Here is a 16,720-nt window from a genome sequence, read left to right on the forward strand (position 1 = left end):
TGAGTCATCGTCCGTGGACGCCGCCACAGAGGTGATTCTCCCCTCTGCGTAAGATTGAAACAGTCCACCATTCTCCCAACAACACGAGGTGACTTCGCACAACCATGGCGCTGTATCCGCTGGCCCCCTCTTACTTCGGTGTTGAGCACGTGGCGGTCCTCGACCACGTCAGCCTCGGCACCGCGTTGAGCATCCCGGGGTTGGCATCGGAGCCTGTGCTTGTCGACGTCTCCCTCATCCCCGACCCCACCACCCGTGGCTGGCGCATCCGCTCGCCTTTTGGCTTCTTGGGAGCGCTCGATGGCGAGGAGTCCGCGGAGTATCCCTCACTGGCTCGTCTGCGTTCGGCCGGCCTGACGCCGTCGACGCATGCGACGGTCGAAATCATCGATGGTGCTGTCGACGTGGCAGTCGCCCTCGGCCTCGATCCCTGGATGATTCCCGCAAACAACCAGCCGGAAGGCACCGCCCTGGTCGCCGGCGGACACGGCGCGCTTATCGACGTCTCCGCCGGCCAGCTCACCGCCTACCAACTCCGCGAGATGGGCACCCAACAGCTCATCGTTTCCCTTGTCCTCCTCGACGACACAGTGCTCGCTACCCACGGTGACCTCGTCTTAGGCCCATGCACATCCCTAAGCGACGCTCCCGCCCTCGCCGCCGCCTTCGAGGCAGCCGCCTCTTCCGACATAACTCTCGCCGCCCGCGCTTATGCCGCTGCCGGCCGCTTGGCCGTTGACCTGCCCCTCGATACCAGCGCGCTCTTTTCCCCTGCGATTCCCCCGCTGCCGCTTTCCCCCGATCGTCCGGCCATTCCGCCCGTTCTCGACCTCACCGCCGACTGGGAGGTCACCGCCCCGGCTGACCCTCTTGCGTCCCCGCTGCCCACCGGCTCGCGCACCTTCATCTCCCCGAACTCTTAGCCCCCGCCAAGCCGCACTCGCCTACCACCAAGGGGACAAAGGCACCTTTTAACAAATACCTTATGCACTTATGTTCATGCTTCGACCTGGGCTTTCTCCGAAAACTCCCCACAAAAGGTTCCCCTACTTTGGTCCCTTTGCCAGTGCGGGGTTCTCACACTCCGGCGGCCGCGTGCAGTCGAACCGTTCGCGTTACTGAATCTTGTACTCAGGCCACTTCGAGCGGCTCAATACTGCTAACTTCTTCAGCTATTGAATCCTCTGCTAGTTCGAGCTCGTATCGTCCTTGCAAGTTCACCCAGAACTGCGGTTCTACCCCGAAATACCTTCCTAAGCGCAGCGCAGTGTCTGCCGTAATTCCGCGCTTGCCGTGGACGATCTCGTTAATCCTGCGCGGTGGGACTCCAATGGCCATAGCTAGCTTATGCTGGGTAATCCCAAATGCCTTAATGAAGTCTTCGTTGAGCACTTCTCCAGGATGAATAGGTGGATACAACTTGGTACTCATGCCGCTCCTTAGTGATAATCCTCTATTGCCACATCCGCCGGGCCCGCTTCGGTCCAGCGAAAAGTAATCCTCCATTGTTGATTGACTTGAATGCTCAACGTTCCTTCTCGTTAAATCGTACCGTTCCCTAAACCTAAACCGCACACTCAATTCTGTACACATCCCCTCATGGCAATGGCAGACCAAAGGCACCTTTTAACAAGTACCTTATGCACTTATCCTCATGCTCCGAACTGGGCTTTCTCCAAAACCACCCCACAAATGGTTCCCCTACTTTGGTTCCTTTGCTCCTAGTACCGCACCATTGCTTCCCCGGGTACCGTGGTATGGCTCCCAGCACCACGCCCTACTGCTAAGAAGCCCCCGACCAATACTTAGCGCACCGCCCTCTGCCCGTCCACCAGGCGAGTCACACCGATCGAATCGAGGTGTTCCAACAGCGGGATGGCAACCCGGCGCGTCGTCTCAAGGGCTTTGCGCGCAGCCGAAAGCGTAAAGGGCTGCTCCAGCTTGGAGACCACGGCCTGTGCCTCACGGGGCGCGGAGGGCAGCAACACCACTCCTCCCTGCAGTCGGAGCAAACGCCCAGCACGCTCAGCTGCAGCAAGCTCTTTGGCACCCAGACCTAGGTCCTTAAGGTCTTCAGCTTCCGGTGCTGCAAAAGGCTCATCGCGCAAGCGACGCTCGAGCTCGGCCACACCCTTCTCGGCTGGCCCCAAATCCACGCCCTGACCAGGCAGGCGGAGCACGCCGTCGACCGATTCGACCTTAGCCGCAGCCACCGCTAGTCCCAAGAGCGCGGGTTCAGTGAGCTGCAAAGCATCCATGGCAGCTGGCCGCGGCAGCCCCGGCGCAAGCGGGTTCGCCGCTGCATGTTCCGTCACCGCGCGCAGCAACTCCCGCTTCCAGAGAGACACCTGGCCAGCGGAAATCCACCAGTCCCGAAACTCAATGATTCCTGCGGGCCGTTCCGATACAGAAAATCCGTCGCGGATGAGGTTATCCACGCGGTCGTAGCCGCTGCGCTTGAGCCAGTCGGCCGGATCCTGCGGAATTACCTGCGCCAACTGCTCTGCACGTTTCTTCGCGTCCCCGCGCCGAGAAAGCGAAACGGGGTGCACGTCCACGACCTCTACTCCGGCCACCACATGCCGCCCACCGGGGCTACGCACGACAAACCTATCGAGCAGAGTCAACGGTAACGGAGTATCAAGAGTCAACCGCGCGAACTCGCCGCCTAAAGGCCGCAACCGCGCGCCGACACCAGCAGTGCCAGTGTGGACCACGAGGTTTCGAGGCAGCTCCGCCATATCAGTACCAAACGTGCGCCGCACATCCACTGTCTCAAGTACGCGCCATGCGCCAGGACTGAGCAGCGCATCGCCACGGTGAATCTCCTCCGCATCTACCCCGCGGAGGTTCACCGCCACGCGGGAGACCGGCCCCACTGAGGACGCAGAAGCATTCTCACTCTGCAGTCCTCGGACCGCGACCTTTCGGTCCCGCAGCATGAGCTCATCGCCCACCGCTATCGTGCCCGCCGCCAGCGTTCCCGTCACTACGGTGCCCGCGCCTTTGACGCTAAACGCACGGTCTACCCACAGCCGCACCCGGGCATCCTTATCCGGCACTGGCGTGCCTGCAAGGAGTGCATCCAAAGACGCACGTAGCTTATCGACGCCCTCCCCTGTCTTCGCCGAGACCTCAATCACGGGGGCATCAGCTAGCCGTGTGCCAGCCAGCTCTGCCCGGACCTGTGCTGCAACCTCTGCTCGGCGCGTCTCATCCGCCTTATCGGCACGGGTCAGCGCCACCATGCCATGCTGCACACCGAGCGCGCGCAGCGCATCGCGATGGTCGGTAGACTGCGCCTGCCAGCCTTCGTCGGCAGCGACGACGAACAGCACCACGGGGGCCGGCCCCACCCCGGCGAGCATGTTGCCCAGGAATTTCTCGTGGCCCGGTACATCCACAAAGGCCACGTCCGCGCCAGAATCCAGCCTGGTCCGCACAAAGCCTAAGTCAATAGTGAGCCCGCGACGCTGTTCCTCTTCCCACCGATCCGGCTCCATACCGGTCAGCGCTTTGACCAAACCAGACTTGCCGTGATCCACGTGGCCCGCGGTAGCAACGACAAACACCTACATCACCGCCTGAATCGCCGCGATAAGCTCAGCATCCTGGCTCTCTGGCACACACCTCACGTCCACAAGGCAGTGCCCTTGGCTCACGCGTGCCACCACAGGTGTGGCCCCCAGACGCAGCGGACGTGCTAAGTCCTCCGGCAACGCCACGGCCCACCCGGGCAGCGGCACCTCTGGGGCACCGCCGCCGCCCACGCGCCCGTCGTGTTCGATGACGTCTGCTCCGACCGCGGCGGCAATCTTCTCAGTGCGTTCCTTGTGGCGAGCAGCAGAGATATGCAGCGCCTCGTACACCGCGTTGGCCGAGGTCGAGATAGCCGCCTCCACAGCATTAAGGCGTAGTTTGTCAATGCGCACCGCCCGCGCCAACGGGTGTTTCTTGCAGGCAGCAATGGCTTCCTTCGTGCCCACGAGCACGCCTGCCTGCGGACCGCCGAGCAACTTGTCCCCAGAGAACAGCACCACGTCGGCGCCATCGCGCAGGGCCTCGCTGGCAGACGGTTCTTCCGGCAACACCTCATCCGGTGTGAGCAATCCCGAACCGATATCCACAATCAGTGGCAGATCCGTCAATTGACGCAGCTGCTCCACAGACACAGAAGAGGTAAAGCCACTTATGAGGAAGTTCGAAGGATGCACCTTGAGAATCGCGCCCGTGTTCTCCCCCAGGGCGCGTTCATAATCTGCAAGGTGTGTACGGTTCGTCGCTCCTACCTCGTGCAGACGCGTAGCCGTGGATTCGATAAGCTCCGGCAGTCGGAAGCCCGCGCCAATCTCAATGAGCTCCCCGCGGGAGATGATAACTTCCTTGCCGGGCGCCAGCGCCGCCGTGGCCAACAGTAACGCGGAAGCACCGTTGTTCACCACAAGCGCATCCTCCGCACCAGGGCATGCGGCTAGTACAGCCTCAGTAGCTGCACGTCCCCTGTCTCTAGAGCGCAGCCCACTGTCCAGGTCCATCTCCACGTCCGTATAGGACGCCGCCGCCACGAGTGCATCCACCGCTGCCGGCGGCAACGGCGCGCGGCCCAGGTTCGTGTGGACGATAACGCCCGTGGCATTAATAACCGGGCGCAAAGAAAAGGGCTGTACATCCTCCAGCCTTGAAGCCAGCTCCTCCTCGATCTGGGAGGGCGCGAGGGAGGCGGAGCGGACGTCGTCAAGCACGGCGTCTATGACCGCACGAACCCTGTGCGGTGCCACGCGCTCCTGGGCTTCCTGCACTGCCGGATAGTGGAGGATCACATCCATCTTCGGGATGAAGCGGCGGGGGTCTGTCGTCATAGGTCCTCCTAGCAGCACGGATGGCGGAGACGGACAGGAATCGAACCTGCCAGACCGAGATGCTCGGCCTCACCGGTTTTGAAGACCGGGGCGCCCACCAGGACACGTACGCCTCCGTCTGCTCACCTTACACGTGGCTAAAGTAGTACTTATGACTGACATTGAACTAACGTCCTTTGCCGCCGGTGGGGGTTGTGCCTGCAAGATTCCCCCGGGCGAACTCGAGTCTGCCGTGGAGGGACTCGTGGGCACCGCAGACCCCAACGTGCTGGTCGGGCTTGACGACGGCGACGATGCCTCCGCCGTGCGTATCCCCAACGGCCTGGCGGTCATCTCCACCGCGGATTTCTTCACACCGATGCTCAACGACCCCTACGACTGGGGACGCGTGGCTGCTGCCAATGCGCTTTCCGACGTCTACGCCATGGGCGGCACCCCCATTACCGCCATCAACCTCGTGGGTTGGCCGCGCGAGGTGCTTGGTCTCGACATCTTGCGCGAGGTCCTGCGCGGCGGCATGGACGTGGCATCTCAAGCTGGTATCTCCATCACCGGTGGTCACTCCATCACCGCACCGGAACCCACCTATGGTTTGGCAGCCACGGGCATCGTCCACCCAGACAAGATTTTGCGCAACGACGCCGCCGAGGCCGGCCTTCCCATCACCCTGACCAAGCCAATAGGCGTGGGCATCCTCAACAACAAGCACAAAGCCACCGGCGAAGTCTCGCAGGCCGCGGTGGACTCCATGACCACGCTCAACCGTGAGGCGGCCGCAGCCGCGGTGGCGGCTGGAGCGCGTGCCGCCACCGACGTCACCGGTTTCGGCCTCTTGGGCCACCTGTACAAGATGTGCCGCGCCTCCGGAATCGGAGCGGAGCTGGAGTTTTCCGCCGTTCCCGCCATTGAGGGCGCGAAGGAAGCCTTGGCAGAAGGATTTATCCCCGGCGGCTCGCGCCGCAACCTGGACTGGGTACGCCCCCACCTCGACACTGATCTAAGCGAGGAGGACTTGGTTTTCCTCGCCGACGCCCAGACCTCGGGCGGCCTCCTCGTTATCGGCGAGGTTCCTGGCTACCCGGTTATCGGCTGGACCGTTGAGGGCTCCGGGATTACTATCCGCTAGTCACCGTCGAGCGCTTTAGGCCCTCTGCCCTGCGGCGTGCCTCCGCGCGGCGCTTCTGCGGCCCGATGGTCGTCGACGGATCCTTGACAGCTTCCAGTCCAGCGTTAAGCACGCCAAAACGTGTGCAGGCTGAGCCTGCCATCAGGGCCAGGCCCGAAGCTACCGATACCGCCCGCGATTTCGTCAGTGCTGCTACTGCGGCTCCCACGCCGCCGGCTGCAATGAGCACCTCGGAGGCCTTCATGAGCTTTCCTGGAATCCCCTCATGCAGCGGGCGCTTGGGCTCGGGCTCCATGTTGTCTTCCATAATCCGCGTGGCCACCAGGTCGCTCGCAGCGGCCGTCATGCCAAGGGCACGTGCGGGCGCGGCACTCTCTACCGGGGTGAACACCATGGCAGCGCCCGAAGCGGCTGCCGACGCCGAGGATACGAACACATAGGGCAGGTGCTTCTTTGCATCGTTCCACGTTGGATTCGACGTATTCGCCAGCAAGACGGCGGTATATCCGGCCAGCGGGCCACCAAGTACTCCGGCCACCGCACCTGTAGGACCAGCTGCCTTGTCGAGGAGGCCCCGAACCTTAGCAGGCAGCACACCTCCAACCAGCTCATCAGCTTCCACGACCGCCGGGAGTGCAGCGGCCGAGGCAAAGCTGCCCAGGATCCACGAGCCGATAGACATCGGTGAGGTCACCTTGAACACGCGGAACATGTTGAGGAGGCGCTCCGGGCGGCCCAAGTCCAGAATCAGGAACACCGAGCCTACCGACGCTGCCGAGAAGGCCGTCAGCCTCGTCGAACGTTGCAATTCCCTATTACCAGTCGCCTGCGCACCTGCAGCTAACAGGGCCGAACCGCCCGCGAGGCCGCCAAGGAAAAAGTAGCCGCCAATCGGCCACTCCCACGGCGGAGCCTTGACCACGGGTTTGCCGTAATAGGAAGTGAACTCGAAGTCCTCCGCCATGCGCTGCTCTTTGGAGCCGTCCTGGGCGCCAGCACCTACTCGTTTGCGCTTCCTACCGCTCTTCTTGCCACGAAAGCGACGCGGCTCTTGCGGCGGGCGGTACTCATCAAATTCGCTCATTTGCGGCCTCCCAACGCGAATGCTCCTGCTACGGCGAGCGCCATTCCTCCGATGGCCTTCACCGCGGTCTTGTACATCTGCGGCAAGTCTGCCGTGGGCACGCGAGGATCCGGCGGCAGGCCATAGACTTCAGGCGAGTCGAGCAACAGGAAGATGGAACCGGTACCGCCGACGCCATCCTCACTATTCGCTCCATACAGACGTGCCTCAGTAAGCCCTTGCTCATGCAACACGCGAACGCGTTCCTGCGCTGCGGAAAGCATCTCCTCATAGGGGCCGAACTGGATGGAATCCGTAGGGCACGTCTTCGCGCAGGCGGGCTGCTCACCAATCTTGAGGCGGTCGTAACACATGGTGCATTTTTGGGCGACGCCAAGATTCTTAATAGGCATGGACTGTCCCGGCACGTGGTCTGGGCCCTGCGGTTTGAGCTGCTTAAGCTTGGCCAACACATTCACGCCCGCGTGATCAGGTACCTCATAGTCCACGGTGGCCGTCTTATCTGCTTTAAGCGTGACGCCTCCATCATCACGGCGCTCAATCACGCCGAAGGGGCAGCCGGCCACACAGGTACCGCAGCCATTGCACACATCATCCTGCACCACGACGGTTCCGAACTCCGAACGGAACAACGCTCCCGTCGGGCAGACATCGAGGCAGCCCGCGTTGGTGCAGTGCTTGCACACATCGGACGACATGAGCCAGCGGAAGTCGTCGGTATCCGGTGGCGTCGTCGGTGCTTTACTCGTCGGCATCCCCAGCGAGATGAGTTGGCGGCCTTCCTCACGTGCCTGTTCAATGCGATCGTTGTTCTGCTCAACAAACGCCACGTGTCGCCACGTGTTTGCGCCTAAGGAACCGGTGTTGTCATAAGAGTTACCGGTCACCGCATAGCCCTCCACTGGGTTACGATTCCACTCTTTACACGCCACCTCGCAGGCCTTACATCCAATACAAATGGAGGTATCGGTAAAGAAGGCCATGCGCTGGTAGGACTCGTAGCCGTGCTTGTCGGCTTTTTCCGTTAATGCATTAGCCACGGTGCCTATCCTTCCTTGCCTTCGTAGTCCGCCACGTTGCCTGCGGTGGAATCATTGCCGGTGTTGTCCTCGGTTGCCTGTCCTTCGGTGGTGAATTCATCACCGACGTCGAGTATCTGGTTGCCCGAATCCACCGTCAGGTTGGCCCGCTCTTGGTACTCCCGCAACAGCTTGACGCGTGCTTCTCCACGCGGGCGCCGTCCCGGCTGAATATCGCAGGCACCCACCTTGGAGTTCTGAATGAACACGTTCGGTTCCAGGGTCAGGCCCAACAGATCATTGGCGCCGTCACCAGCCACATCGGTAGTCTCCGATTCTCCGTAGTGATACGGCAGACCAATCTGGTGGAATTCTTCACCATTGATGGTGAGCATCTCCATGCGGTCAGTCACCAGCACCTGCGCTTCGATGACGCCACGCGGCGACACGATGGTGGCCCACTCGCCGTTGACCAAGCCACGCTTTTCTGCCAAGTCCTTATCCACTTCGCAGAACAGACCTGGCTGCAGCTCCGCCAAGAACGGCAGGCGGCGCGACATTGCACCCGAGGTGTACATCTCCGTCAAACGGTACGTGGAGAACACAAACGGGAACACGTCTGCGCCATACTCCCCTGGCTCCGGGCGTGAGAGGTTGTCCTTACGCTTAATGGTCAGGCGTGTTGGCGATTGCTGCTGCTTGTACAGCGCATTGGTGACCGGGGATTCCTGCGGCTCGTAGTGAGTCGGCAGCGGACCATCGGACAATCCCTTCGGGGCGAAGAGCCAGCCCAATCCATCTGCCTGCATGATGAACGGATCATCACCGTTAAGAGCATCTGGGCCTACGGCATCCACCGGCGCGACATAGTCTGGGCGCTTCGTGGCTGGGAAGTCCGGTACGTCGTCACCGACCCACTTGCCTTGGGCTTCATCCCACCACACGTACTTCTTGCGCTCCGACCACGGGGTTCCGTCAGGCTTCGCGGAGGCACGGTTGTACAGGATGCGGCGATTAGCCGGCCAGACCCAGCCCCAGTCGAGTGCAACCTCGTTTTGTTCGGAGCCCGGCACCTTCTTCGCGGCATGGTTAATACCGTCCTTGTACACGCCAGTGTAAATCCAGCATCCTCCAGATGTCGAGCCATCGGCACGCATCTCTGTGAAGGCCGGCAGGAGCTGGCCCTTCTTCGGCCCATCGAGGTAGTAGCCGTTGATTTCACGCAGGATCTCATCCGAGCTCGGGTCGCCGTGCTCGTCCTCCGTGTAATCCCACGTCACAGCCTTAATCGGCAGATCGCGTGGGTCAGTGGAGTCCGCGAGGCGCTCCCTAATCTTCTTACCCAAGTGGTAGAAGAACCACGCCTCACTGCGTGCTTGGCCCGGCGGTGGGGTCGCCTGGAAGCGCCACTGCACCATGCGCTGAGTCTGGGTAAAGGTACCGGACTTCTCCACGTGGGTAGCTGCCGGCATGAGGAAGACCTCCGTGCCGATTTCCTCGGTCTTGAGCTCACCGTTTTTGATTTCCGGGGAGTCCTTCCAGAAGGATGCGGTCTCAATCTCCTGGAAATCGCGCACGACCAGCCACTTCAGCGAAGCTAGGCCGCGACGCTGCATGCCTCCGTTGGACTGTGCCACCGCAGGGTTCTGACCAAAGACGAAGTAGCCCTCCACCTCATGGCGCAGCATGGCGAGAAGTGTCTCGTACGTCGAATGCGCACCGGACAGGCGCGGCATGAAGTTAAAGCCCCATTCATTCTCCTCGGTGGCGGCGTCACCCCAGTAGGACTTCATCAAAGACACGGCATAGTTTTCACCTATCTGCCAGAAGCCCTTCTGGTCTTCTTTACGGAAGGAATCGAGGTACTCGCTCCAGTTCGCTTGGTCCACGTGCGGCATGGGAAGGTAGCCTGGCAACGAGTTGAACAGCGTTGGAATATCCGTCGATCCCTGAATCGAGGCATGCCCACGCAGCGCCATGATGCCCGAACCCGGACGGCCGACGTTGCCCATGAGCAGCTGCAGAATTGCCGCCGTGCGGATGAATTGTGCACCTAAGGTGTGCTGGGTAAAGCCCAGTGCATAGGCAAAACAGGTCGTGCGTTCCGGCGTGGAATTCTCCGCAATGGAGTTAGCCAGGTAGTGGAAATCCTCCTGCGAAATACCGCAGGTTTCCTCCACCAACTCCGGGGTATAGCGCGAGTAATGGCGCTTGAGAATCTGGAAGACGGAGTTCGGGTCCTGAAGGGTCGGGTCCTTCTCAACATTCCACGAGGAACCCTCAGGTTTTTGCACGTATTGCCACGAATCGGTGACGTACTTGCCGGTCTCCGAGTCATAGCCAGAGAACAGACCCTCAAGGTCTTCCGTGTCCTGGAAATCGGAGGAAATAATGGACGCCGCATTCGTGTAATTCACCACGTAATCGTGGAAATACAGGTCATTATCCAGCACGTACTTGATGATTGCACCAAGCAGTACCACGTCCGTTCCACCGCGAATACCGATGTGACGGTTCGCAAACGCAGATGTGCGCGTGTAGCGCGGATCCACGTGGATAATGCGTGCACCACGTTTCTTGGCTTCAACCACCCACTGGAAACCCACGGGGTGGCACTCAGCCATGTTAGAACCCTCAATGACGATGCAGTCCGCATTCGCCATATCCTGCAGCGGTTGGGTTGCGCCGCCGCGGCCAAACGACGTTCCTAGACTAGGAACGGTGGCGGAGTGTCATATGCGCGCCTGGTTTTCGACCTGAATCGCGCCGGTTGCCGTAAACAACTTCTTAATGAGGTAATTCTCCTCATTGTCCAGCGTCGCACCACCCAGTCCGGCGATGCCCATGGTGCGGTTGAGGGGACGCCCCTGCTTATCGACGTCCTCCCAATGCCTCTTTCGCGATTCCACAAAGCGATCCGCAATCATGTTCATCGCGGTCTCTTCATCGAGCTCTTGCCACTCGGTGGCATAAGGGGCACGGTACTTAATCGTGGTGACGCGCGAAGAAGAGTTAATCAGCTGCTCGGAAGCAGAACCCTTCGGGCACAAACGGCCACGGGAAATCGGGGAATCTGGGTCGCCCTCAATCTGGATGACGCGATCATCCTTAACGTAGACACGCTGGGAGCAGCCCACCGCGCAGTAAGGGCACACCGATTGCACCACACGGTCCGCGTCGACAGTGCGGCCGCGAAGTTCCTCGCTTTGTGCCGACTGCGTCGACACGTCGCGACCGAAGGCATCCTTGTTACGGATCTGGCGCACGACTGGCCAGTTCAGCGGACTAAATCGAGACATGCCCTCAAATCTACTTCCTTCTACCCCGATTTGCTAGACGCCCTCGATAATCACAAAAAGGGCCTGAAGCCATCTAGCTTCAAGCCCTTTTCTTTATCCCAATTTACTTGCGGGTGTCAGTGATACCGTCGGTATCAATCTGCTCCTTGCGCAGCTCCTCGGTGTGGGTCTCAGTGTCCTGGATGGTCTCCTTGGACAGGTTGACCTTCTCCACCGGGACAGTCTTCTTCTCGACGTTGACGCGCTCCTCGTGCAGGGTGACGGAAGCCTCTTCGGTGGTGTTGTCACCGATGGTGCCGGTGAAGTTAGCGGCGTCAGCCTCAGAGATCGGGGTACGCTCGACGCGAACCTCTTCGCGCTCGACCGGAACCTCAACGGTCTCGGTGTCGGTCACGACGTACTTGCGCAGACGTGCCTCACCGGTAGCAACGCGCTCCTTGTTTACATCGAGGCGCTCCTCGGAACGGATGAGCTCACCGTCGTTGTTGGTGATGTTGTGGCCAGCGGTAGCACCTGCGGTGGTGTCGGTAGCAGCGGCGCGGTCGGTCTCAACGCGGTCAGTGGTAACGGTCTCGTCCTTAGCGTGTGCACCTGCGCCAGCACCGGCAACGCCAGCGCCTGCAACACCAGCACCTGCACCGGCAACACCAGCGCCGGTGGTGGTACCAGTACGCTCGTCGCGGTAGGTGGTGACGTCCTGAGCGTTCTCCAGGTTGTAGTGCTTAAAGATATCGGACTGAGCCTCCGGGGTCAGCGGCTTATCGGAGTCGAAGTCCGGAGCGTCCTCGATACGGTCCTTGGAGAACGCCAGCTTGAGGTCATCACCATTGAAGTCGTGGCCGCGAAGCGGAACCAGGCTGGAGTTCATGCCGAACAGGCCGTGGTTGACCTCAACGAAGGTCGGCTGGCCGGTCTGCTCGTCAACGAAGACCTCCTTGACGGAGCCGAGCTTCTCGCCGGCCTTGTCGTATGCGGTTGCGTCGAAAAGATCCTTGATGTTCTTACCCATTGTTCTTTAAACCTTTCTACAATTGGTCTATCTATCGGTGGCAAACTTTTCCAGTCGAGCGCCACCCCCGATATTAAGGATGTAGGGGGTGGCGATTTGCTTTTTCGTTTGCTCTGGACTCCACGATACGGACAAATCAACAACTCGCCACCTCGGTGACCCAATTTGATGAGTTTTCACGCCTTTGTCGCAGGTCACATAACCTATAACGATTGAATAACGCAATCATTTATGCACCATAGTGGACCGTTTTGCGCACCCCCTTTGATCAAAGCGAAGCGACAGACAATCGCTATCCCGCATGACAGTCAGGCAACCTGCACCTCTATCCCACTGGCGATGACACCAACTTTCCACGCAAACCCCTACCCCCTCCACAGGAAATTCCAATCCCCGACCGGTACCCCTAAATCTCAGAAATTACCCGTAATGGTCTACCAGGAAACGAACACTTCTACCCCTCTAGGTACCCTGAACATCATGAGCACACATAGACACTTTGAACTCAAGGTCCCCGGCGGCAAACTCCTCGTCGTCGATATCGACGTAGATTCCGCTAACGCCATTACCAACGCCACAATCTCTGGCGACTTCTTCCTTGAACCCGAAGAAGCCTACGACGCCCTTAGCCCAGCCCTCGTCGGCCTCACCACCGCCTCGAGCACCGCCGACATCCAATCCCGCCTCGACGCCGCCTTGGAACGCATCGACGCGCCCGTGGCTCTCCATGGCTTTGACACCCAGCACCTCGCAACGACAGTCAAGAGAGCGTTGTCCGATGGCACCGATTTCACCGACCATTCATGGGAGATCTTGCGACCCGGCGTTCTTCCCACTCCGGTCAATGTCGCTCTCGACGAAGTCCTTCTCAATGAAGTTGCTGAAGGAAAACGGGGACCCACGCTCCGCTTCTGGGAGTGGGAAGACAAAGCAGTCGTGTTCGGTTCGTACCAGTCCTATGCCAATGAGCTGGATCAGGAGGGCGTCGACAAGCACGGCATCATCCCCGTGCGCCGCATCTCCGGCGGTGGCGCCATGTTTATGGAAGGCGGCAACTGCGTGACATATTCCCTGTACGCGCCGGAGTCCCTCGTAGCCGGCTATTCTTACGAGGCCAGCTATGAGTACCTCGACCAGTGGGTACTCGCCGCACTGAGCAAGCTTGGCGTGAATGCGTGGTATGTGCCGATCAATGACATCACGTCGGACGGCGGCAAGATTGGTGGCGCGGCCCAGAAGCGGCGCCAAGGTGCGGTGCTGCACCACACCACAATGAGCTACGACATTGATGCAGACAAGATGCTGGAGGTCTTGCGCATCGGCAAGGTCAAGGTCTCATCCAAGGGGCTGGCCAGCGCAAAGAAGCGCGTCGATCCACTGCGCCGACAGACCGGCGTGCCGCGCGAGAAGATCATCGACACTATGGTTCACGAGTTTGCCACTCGTTATGGCGCAATCGACGCTGAGCTTTCCGACGCCACGCTTGCCGACGCCCACCGCCTCGTCGACACCAAATTCCTCACCGAAGCCTGGACTAAGCGCATTCCTTAAGTTGCGTGGGAATTTACATCCAGCGTACTGTGTTGATATCTCTAGCGAACCGATCTGTTCGCATCATGCGAACCAATTGGTCTTTTCTATACAACACTGTCTAGAAGGAATTTCTCGTGTCTGATACTTCCTCCCGCACTCTGCCCTCATGGGCCACCGGCTTTGGCGCTCAAGTCATCGCCGGCCTCATCATTGGCCTTATCCTCGGATTCATTGCTTCCGGCATGGAGTCCTCCTGGCTCTCCGATACCCTCTCCGGCATCGGCGGCGCCTACGTCCAGCTCCTCAAGGTAATGGTCCCGCCCCTTATCTTCGCCGCCGTGGTTACCTCTGTGGCGAACCTGCGCAAGGTGGCAAATGCTGCTTCGCTCGCCATCTCCACCCTCGTCTGGTTTGCCATCACGGCTTTCTTCTCGGTTCTCGCCGGCATCCTGGTAGCACTCGTGATGAAGCCGGGTGTGGGCACGACTGTCGACGCCTCCACCGCCGCCGATCCTTCCCACGTCGGTTCCTGGACTGCTTTCCTTCAGCAGCTCGTCCCCTCCAACTTCTTCGGACTCACCGCGTCCTTTAGCGACGACTCTGTTTCCCTCAGCTTTGGCGCACTCCAGCTCCTCGTCATTTCCCTGGCGCTGGGTATCGCCGCTGTGAAGGCCGGTAAGGCCGCCGATCCTTTCCTCCGCTTTACCGAATCCTTCCTCAAGGTCATCCAGGTGGTCCTGTGGTGGATCATTCGCCTCGCCCCCATCGGCACCGCGGCCCTCATCGGTAAGGCCGTGGCCACCTACGGCTGGGATGCCATGAGCTCCTTGGGCAAGTTTGTCTTGGCAATGTATGTGGGACTCGCTCTCGTTATCGTCGTCGTGTACCCAGCTGTACTCATCTATAACCGCATTCCCGTCATCGGCTTCTACAAACGTGTATGGCCGGTGTTCTCCCTCGGCTTTGTCACCCGCTCCTCCATGGGTGTCATGCCCGTCACTGAACGCTTCACTGAGAAGGCTATGGGCGTGCCGCGCGAGTACGCTTCCTTCGCCATCCCGCTGGGTGCGACGACCAAAATGGATGGCTGTGCCTCCGTCTACCCGGCCATAGCGGCAATCTTCATTGCTCAGTTCTACGGCATTGACCTTTCGCTGACCCAGTACCTTCTCATCATCTTCGTTTCCGTCATCGGTTCCGCCGCTACCGCTGGCACCACCGGCGCGACCGTGATGCTCACGCTGACCCTTTCCACCCTGGGCCTTCCGCTGGCCGGCGTTGGCCTTCTGCTCGCCATCGAGCCCATCATCGATATGGGCCGCACCGCCGTCAACGTCACCGGGCAATCCCTGTGCGCCACCATTGTGGCCAAGCGCGCTGGGATTCAGGACCAGGCCACGTGGGACGCTGCCGAAAACGGTGTCTCCAGCATCATGAATGACGACGAGAAGCAGCACGTAGGCATCTCTGCCTAACCCCCCGCCGGGCATACTCCGGCAGTCTAAACTCCCCAACTCTCAAAAGTTCCGCCCAAGAATTTGCGCCGACCTTTGGCCGTTAGGGAGGCTCCTTTCTATCTCCCTCCAGAATCGTGCACCCTCTCCCCTTCGTCGTTTCAAACGACGCGCTCATTTTGCGCTTTGCTCCATAGAGCTAATACTCAAAATCTTTGTGTCGTCGTGTGGGACGACGAGTCTTTTTCCGTGTCCTGAGTTATTGAATGGATTCTCGGGGTGTCTTCGTCGTTTTATTCGACGGCTGGGAGTTTAGAAGGGGATGTCGTCGGTGGTGTCGGCGTTTTCGCCGCTTTGGGCTGCGGCTTCTGTTGCTTCGGTTCCTGCTGCTTGGGTTTCTTCTTGTTGTTGGTGGTAGTCGTCGAGGGCTTGTTTGAGTCTTTGGGCTTCTTCTCTTATGCGTGTGCGGGTGGTGGTGATGTGTTGGCCAACGGTTTGGGCCCAGCGTTTCTGCTTAGGCGCTAATGGTCCTTCTGGCTCGGTCATACACCAGGTGCCGTCTTGAAATAGCCAGATAATATCCCCGCTATTGGGGTCCAGAAGGTAGTAAAGAGTGCCATCAGTTTTCATGTTGTGATGCTTCTGGCACAAACACGCCAAGTTACTGGGATGAGTGGCACCACCATCGGCATAGTTGTGTCGGTGATCAAGCTGGGTGTGGTGGGCTGGTTCAGTACATCCGTCGATGCGGCAGGTGCCGTCTCGTCCTTCGACTTCTTTACGCATGCCCACACCCGGGCGATAAGAATCAGTTTCCTCACTAGGTTTAGACAGGTCGCGTTGTTTATCGTGCGACATGGGGGCGGCTTTCCACCCAAAGCCCTCAACATAGGTTGGGGCATTGTCAACATCACAAGCTCTATAAGTATTGAGGATAACAGTTGCCGGTGGGGTGATATCACCGCTGAGAAGTTTCTTTATGGCCTCGGTAAGGCTGAGGCCTTCTCGGGCGGCGGTTTTACGGATGAAGGCATCAAGTTGAATGCCGGTGTTCTCATCGACTCCAAGCTCAAGCCACGCTGTAGTGCCATTGGAGTAGAACGTGTAGGTATCTTTCGGGCGAGTGTCCCGATAGGCGATGGTGTCATCAAGTGCTTTGCACAGGTCGCGGACTTTGCGGCGAATTTGGGCGCGGGTGGGAAAAGCCTGGTTGGGTTTGGTGGGGGTGAAATAGTCAGCCAGCATGCCATCAATAAGCGCCAGTGTGGCAGTAGTAGGCCCGGCAAGAGCTGACATGGGCTGGTCAATAGCGATAAGGGATTCGATATCAAGCACAT

Annotated in this window: 12 protein-coding genes and 1 tRNA gene; 4 read left to right on the forward strand and 9 right to left on the reverse strand. The window is 59.7% G+C overall.

The features are described from left to right. Positions 1–104 precede the first annotated feature (104 nt). Entirely contained in the window at positions 105–923 is an 819-nt protein-coding gene (locus HMPREF2875_RS07890) for a hypothetical protein (protein ID WP_070671878.1), read from the forward strand. A gap of 208 nt (positions 924–1,131) precedes the next feature. Here the strand turns inward: HMPREF2875_RS07890 and HMPREF2875_RS07895 are convergent, their stop codons facing one another. From HMPREF2875_RS07895 to HMPREF2875_RS07910, 4 genes are all read right to left on the reverse strand, one after another. Further along, positions 1,132–1,431, reverse strand: coding sequence for a HigA family addiction module antitoxin (locus HMPREF2875_RS07895; RefSeq protein ID WP_070671880.1), 300 nt, complete (start codon positions 1,429–1,431; stop codon positions 1,132–1,134). Positions 1,432–1,805: 374 nt separating this feature from the next. Then, complete coding sequence (selB, locus tag HMPREF2875_RS07900) at positions 1,806–3,572, reverse strand: selenocysteine-specific translation elongation factor (RefSeq protein ID WP_070671882.1); 1,767 nt, start codon at positions 3,570–3,572, stop codon at positions 1,806–1,808. After that, entirely contained in the window at positions 3,573–4,859 is a 1,287-nt protein-coding gene (gene selA, locus HMPREF2875_RS07905; RefSeq protein WP_070671884.1) for an L-seryl-tRNA(Sec) selenium transferase, read from the reverse strand. Between the two features lie 21 nt (positions 4,860–4,880). Then, positions 4,881–4,975, reverse strand: a tRNA-Sec gene (locus tag HMPREF2875_RS07910). 35 nt (positions 4,976–5,010) lie between these two features. Here HMPREF2875_RS07910 and selD point away from each other — a divergent pair. Continuing rightward, positions 5,011–5,985, forward strand: coding sequence for a selenide, water dikinase SelD (gene selD / locus HMPREF2875_RS07915; RefSeq protein ID WP_070671886.1), 975 nt, complete (start codon positions 5,011–5,013; stop codon positions 5,983–5,985). On the opposite strand, the gene nrfD is transcribed toward selD, so the two are convergent. The 4 genes from nrfD to HMPREF2875_RS07940 all read right to left on the reverse strand — a co-directional run bounded on the left by nrfD (position 5,975) and on the right by HMPREF2875_RS07940 (position 12,396). After that, positions 5,975–7,069 carry an NrfD/PsrC family molybdoenzyme membrane anchor subunit gene (gene nrfD, locus HMPREF2875_RS07920; protein ID WP_070671887.1) on the reverse strand — a complete coding sequence of 365 codons (1,095 nt, stop codon included), beginning with the start codon at positions 7,067–7,069 and terminating at the stop codon, positions 5,975–5,977. The two genes, selD and nrfD, sit on opposite strands and share 11 nt — an antisense overlap. Further along, positions 7,066–8,109: a 4Fe-4S dicluster domain-containing protein gene (locus tag HMPREF2875_RS07925; protein WP_070671889.1), complete on the reverse strand. Its 1,044-nt coding sequence runs from the start codon at positions 8,107–8,109 to the stop codon at positions 7,066–7,068. The genes nrfD and HMPREF2875_RS07925 overlap by 4 nt, the downstream gene beginning before the upstream one ends. Positions 8,110–8,114: 5 nt before the next feature. After that, positions 8,115–11,387 (reverse strand): formate dehydrogenase-N subunit alpha, encoded by a 3,273-nt coding sequence (fdnG, locus tag HMPREF2875_RS07930; protein ID WP_246817072.1) that lies wholly within the window; start codon positions 11,385–11,387, stop codon positions 8,115–8,117. Between the two features lie 103 nt (positions 11,388–11,490). Then, positions 11,491–12,396 (reverse strand): PRC and DUF2382 domain-containing protein, encoded by a 906-nt coding sequence (locus tag HMPREF2875_RS07940; protein WP_070671895.1) that lies wholly within the window; start codon positions 12,394–12,396, stop codon positions 11,491–11,493. Between the two features lie 480 nt (positions 12,397–12,876). Here HMPREF2875_RS07940 and HMPREF2875_RS07945 point away from each other — a divergent pair, with 480 nt between their 5' ends. Both HMPREF2875_RS07945 and HMPREF2875_RS07950 read left to right on the forward strand, forming a co-directional pair. After that, entirely contained in the window at positions 12,877–13,947 is a 1,071-nt protein-coding gene (locus HMPREF2875_RS07945; RefSeq protein ID WP_070671977.1) for a lipoate--protein ligase family protein, read from the forward strand. Between the two features lie 116 nt (positions 13,948–14,063). Beyond that, on the forward strand, positions 14,064–15,404 hold the full coding sequence (locus tag HMPREF2875_RS07950; RefSeq protein ID WP_070671897.1) for a dicarboxylate/amino acid:cation symporter: 1,341 nt from the start codon (positions 14,064–14,066) through the stop codon (positions 15,402–15,404). A gap of 291 nt (positions 15,405–15,695) precedes the next feature. Here the strand turns inward: HMPREF2875_RS07950 and HMPREF2875_RS07955 are convergent. Further along, positions 15,696–16,720, reverse strand: a 1,025-nt coding sequence (locus tag HMPREF2875_RS07955) for an HNH endonuclease signature motif containing protein (protein WP_141754599.1), incomplete at its 5' end; no start/stop codon positions are given.

It is taken from the genome of Corynebacterium sp. HMSC078H07, assembly GCF_001812805.1.
Taxonomy (GTDB): Bacteria; Actinomycetota; Actinomycetes; order Mycobacteriales; family Mycobacteriaceae; genus Corynebacterium.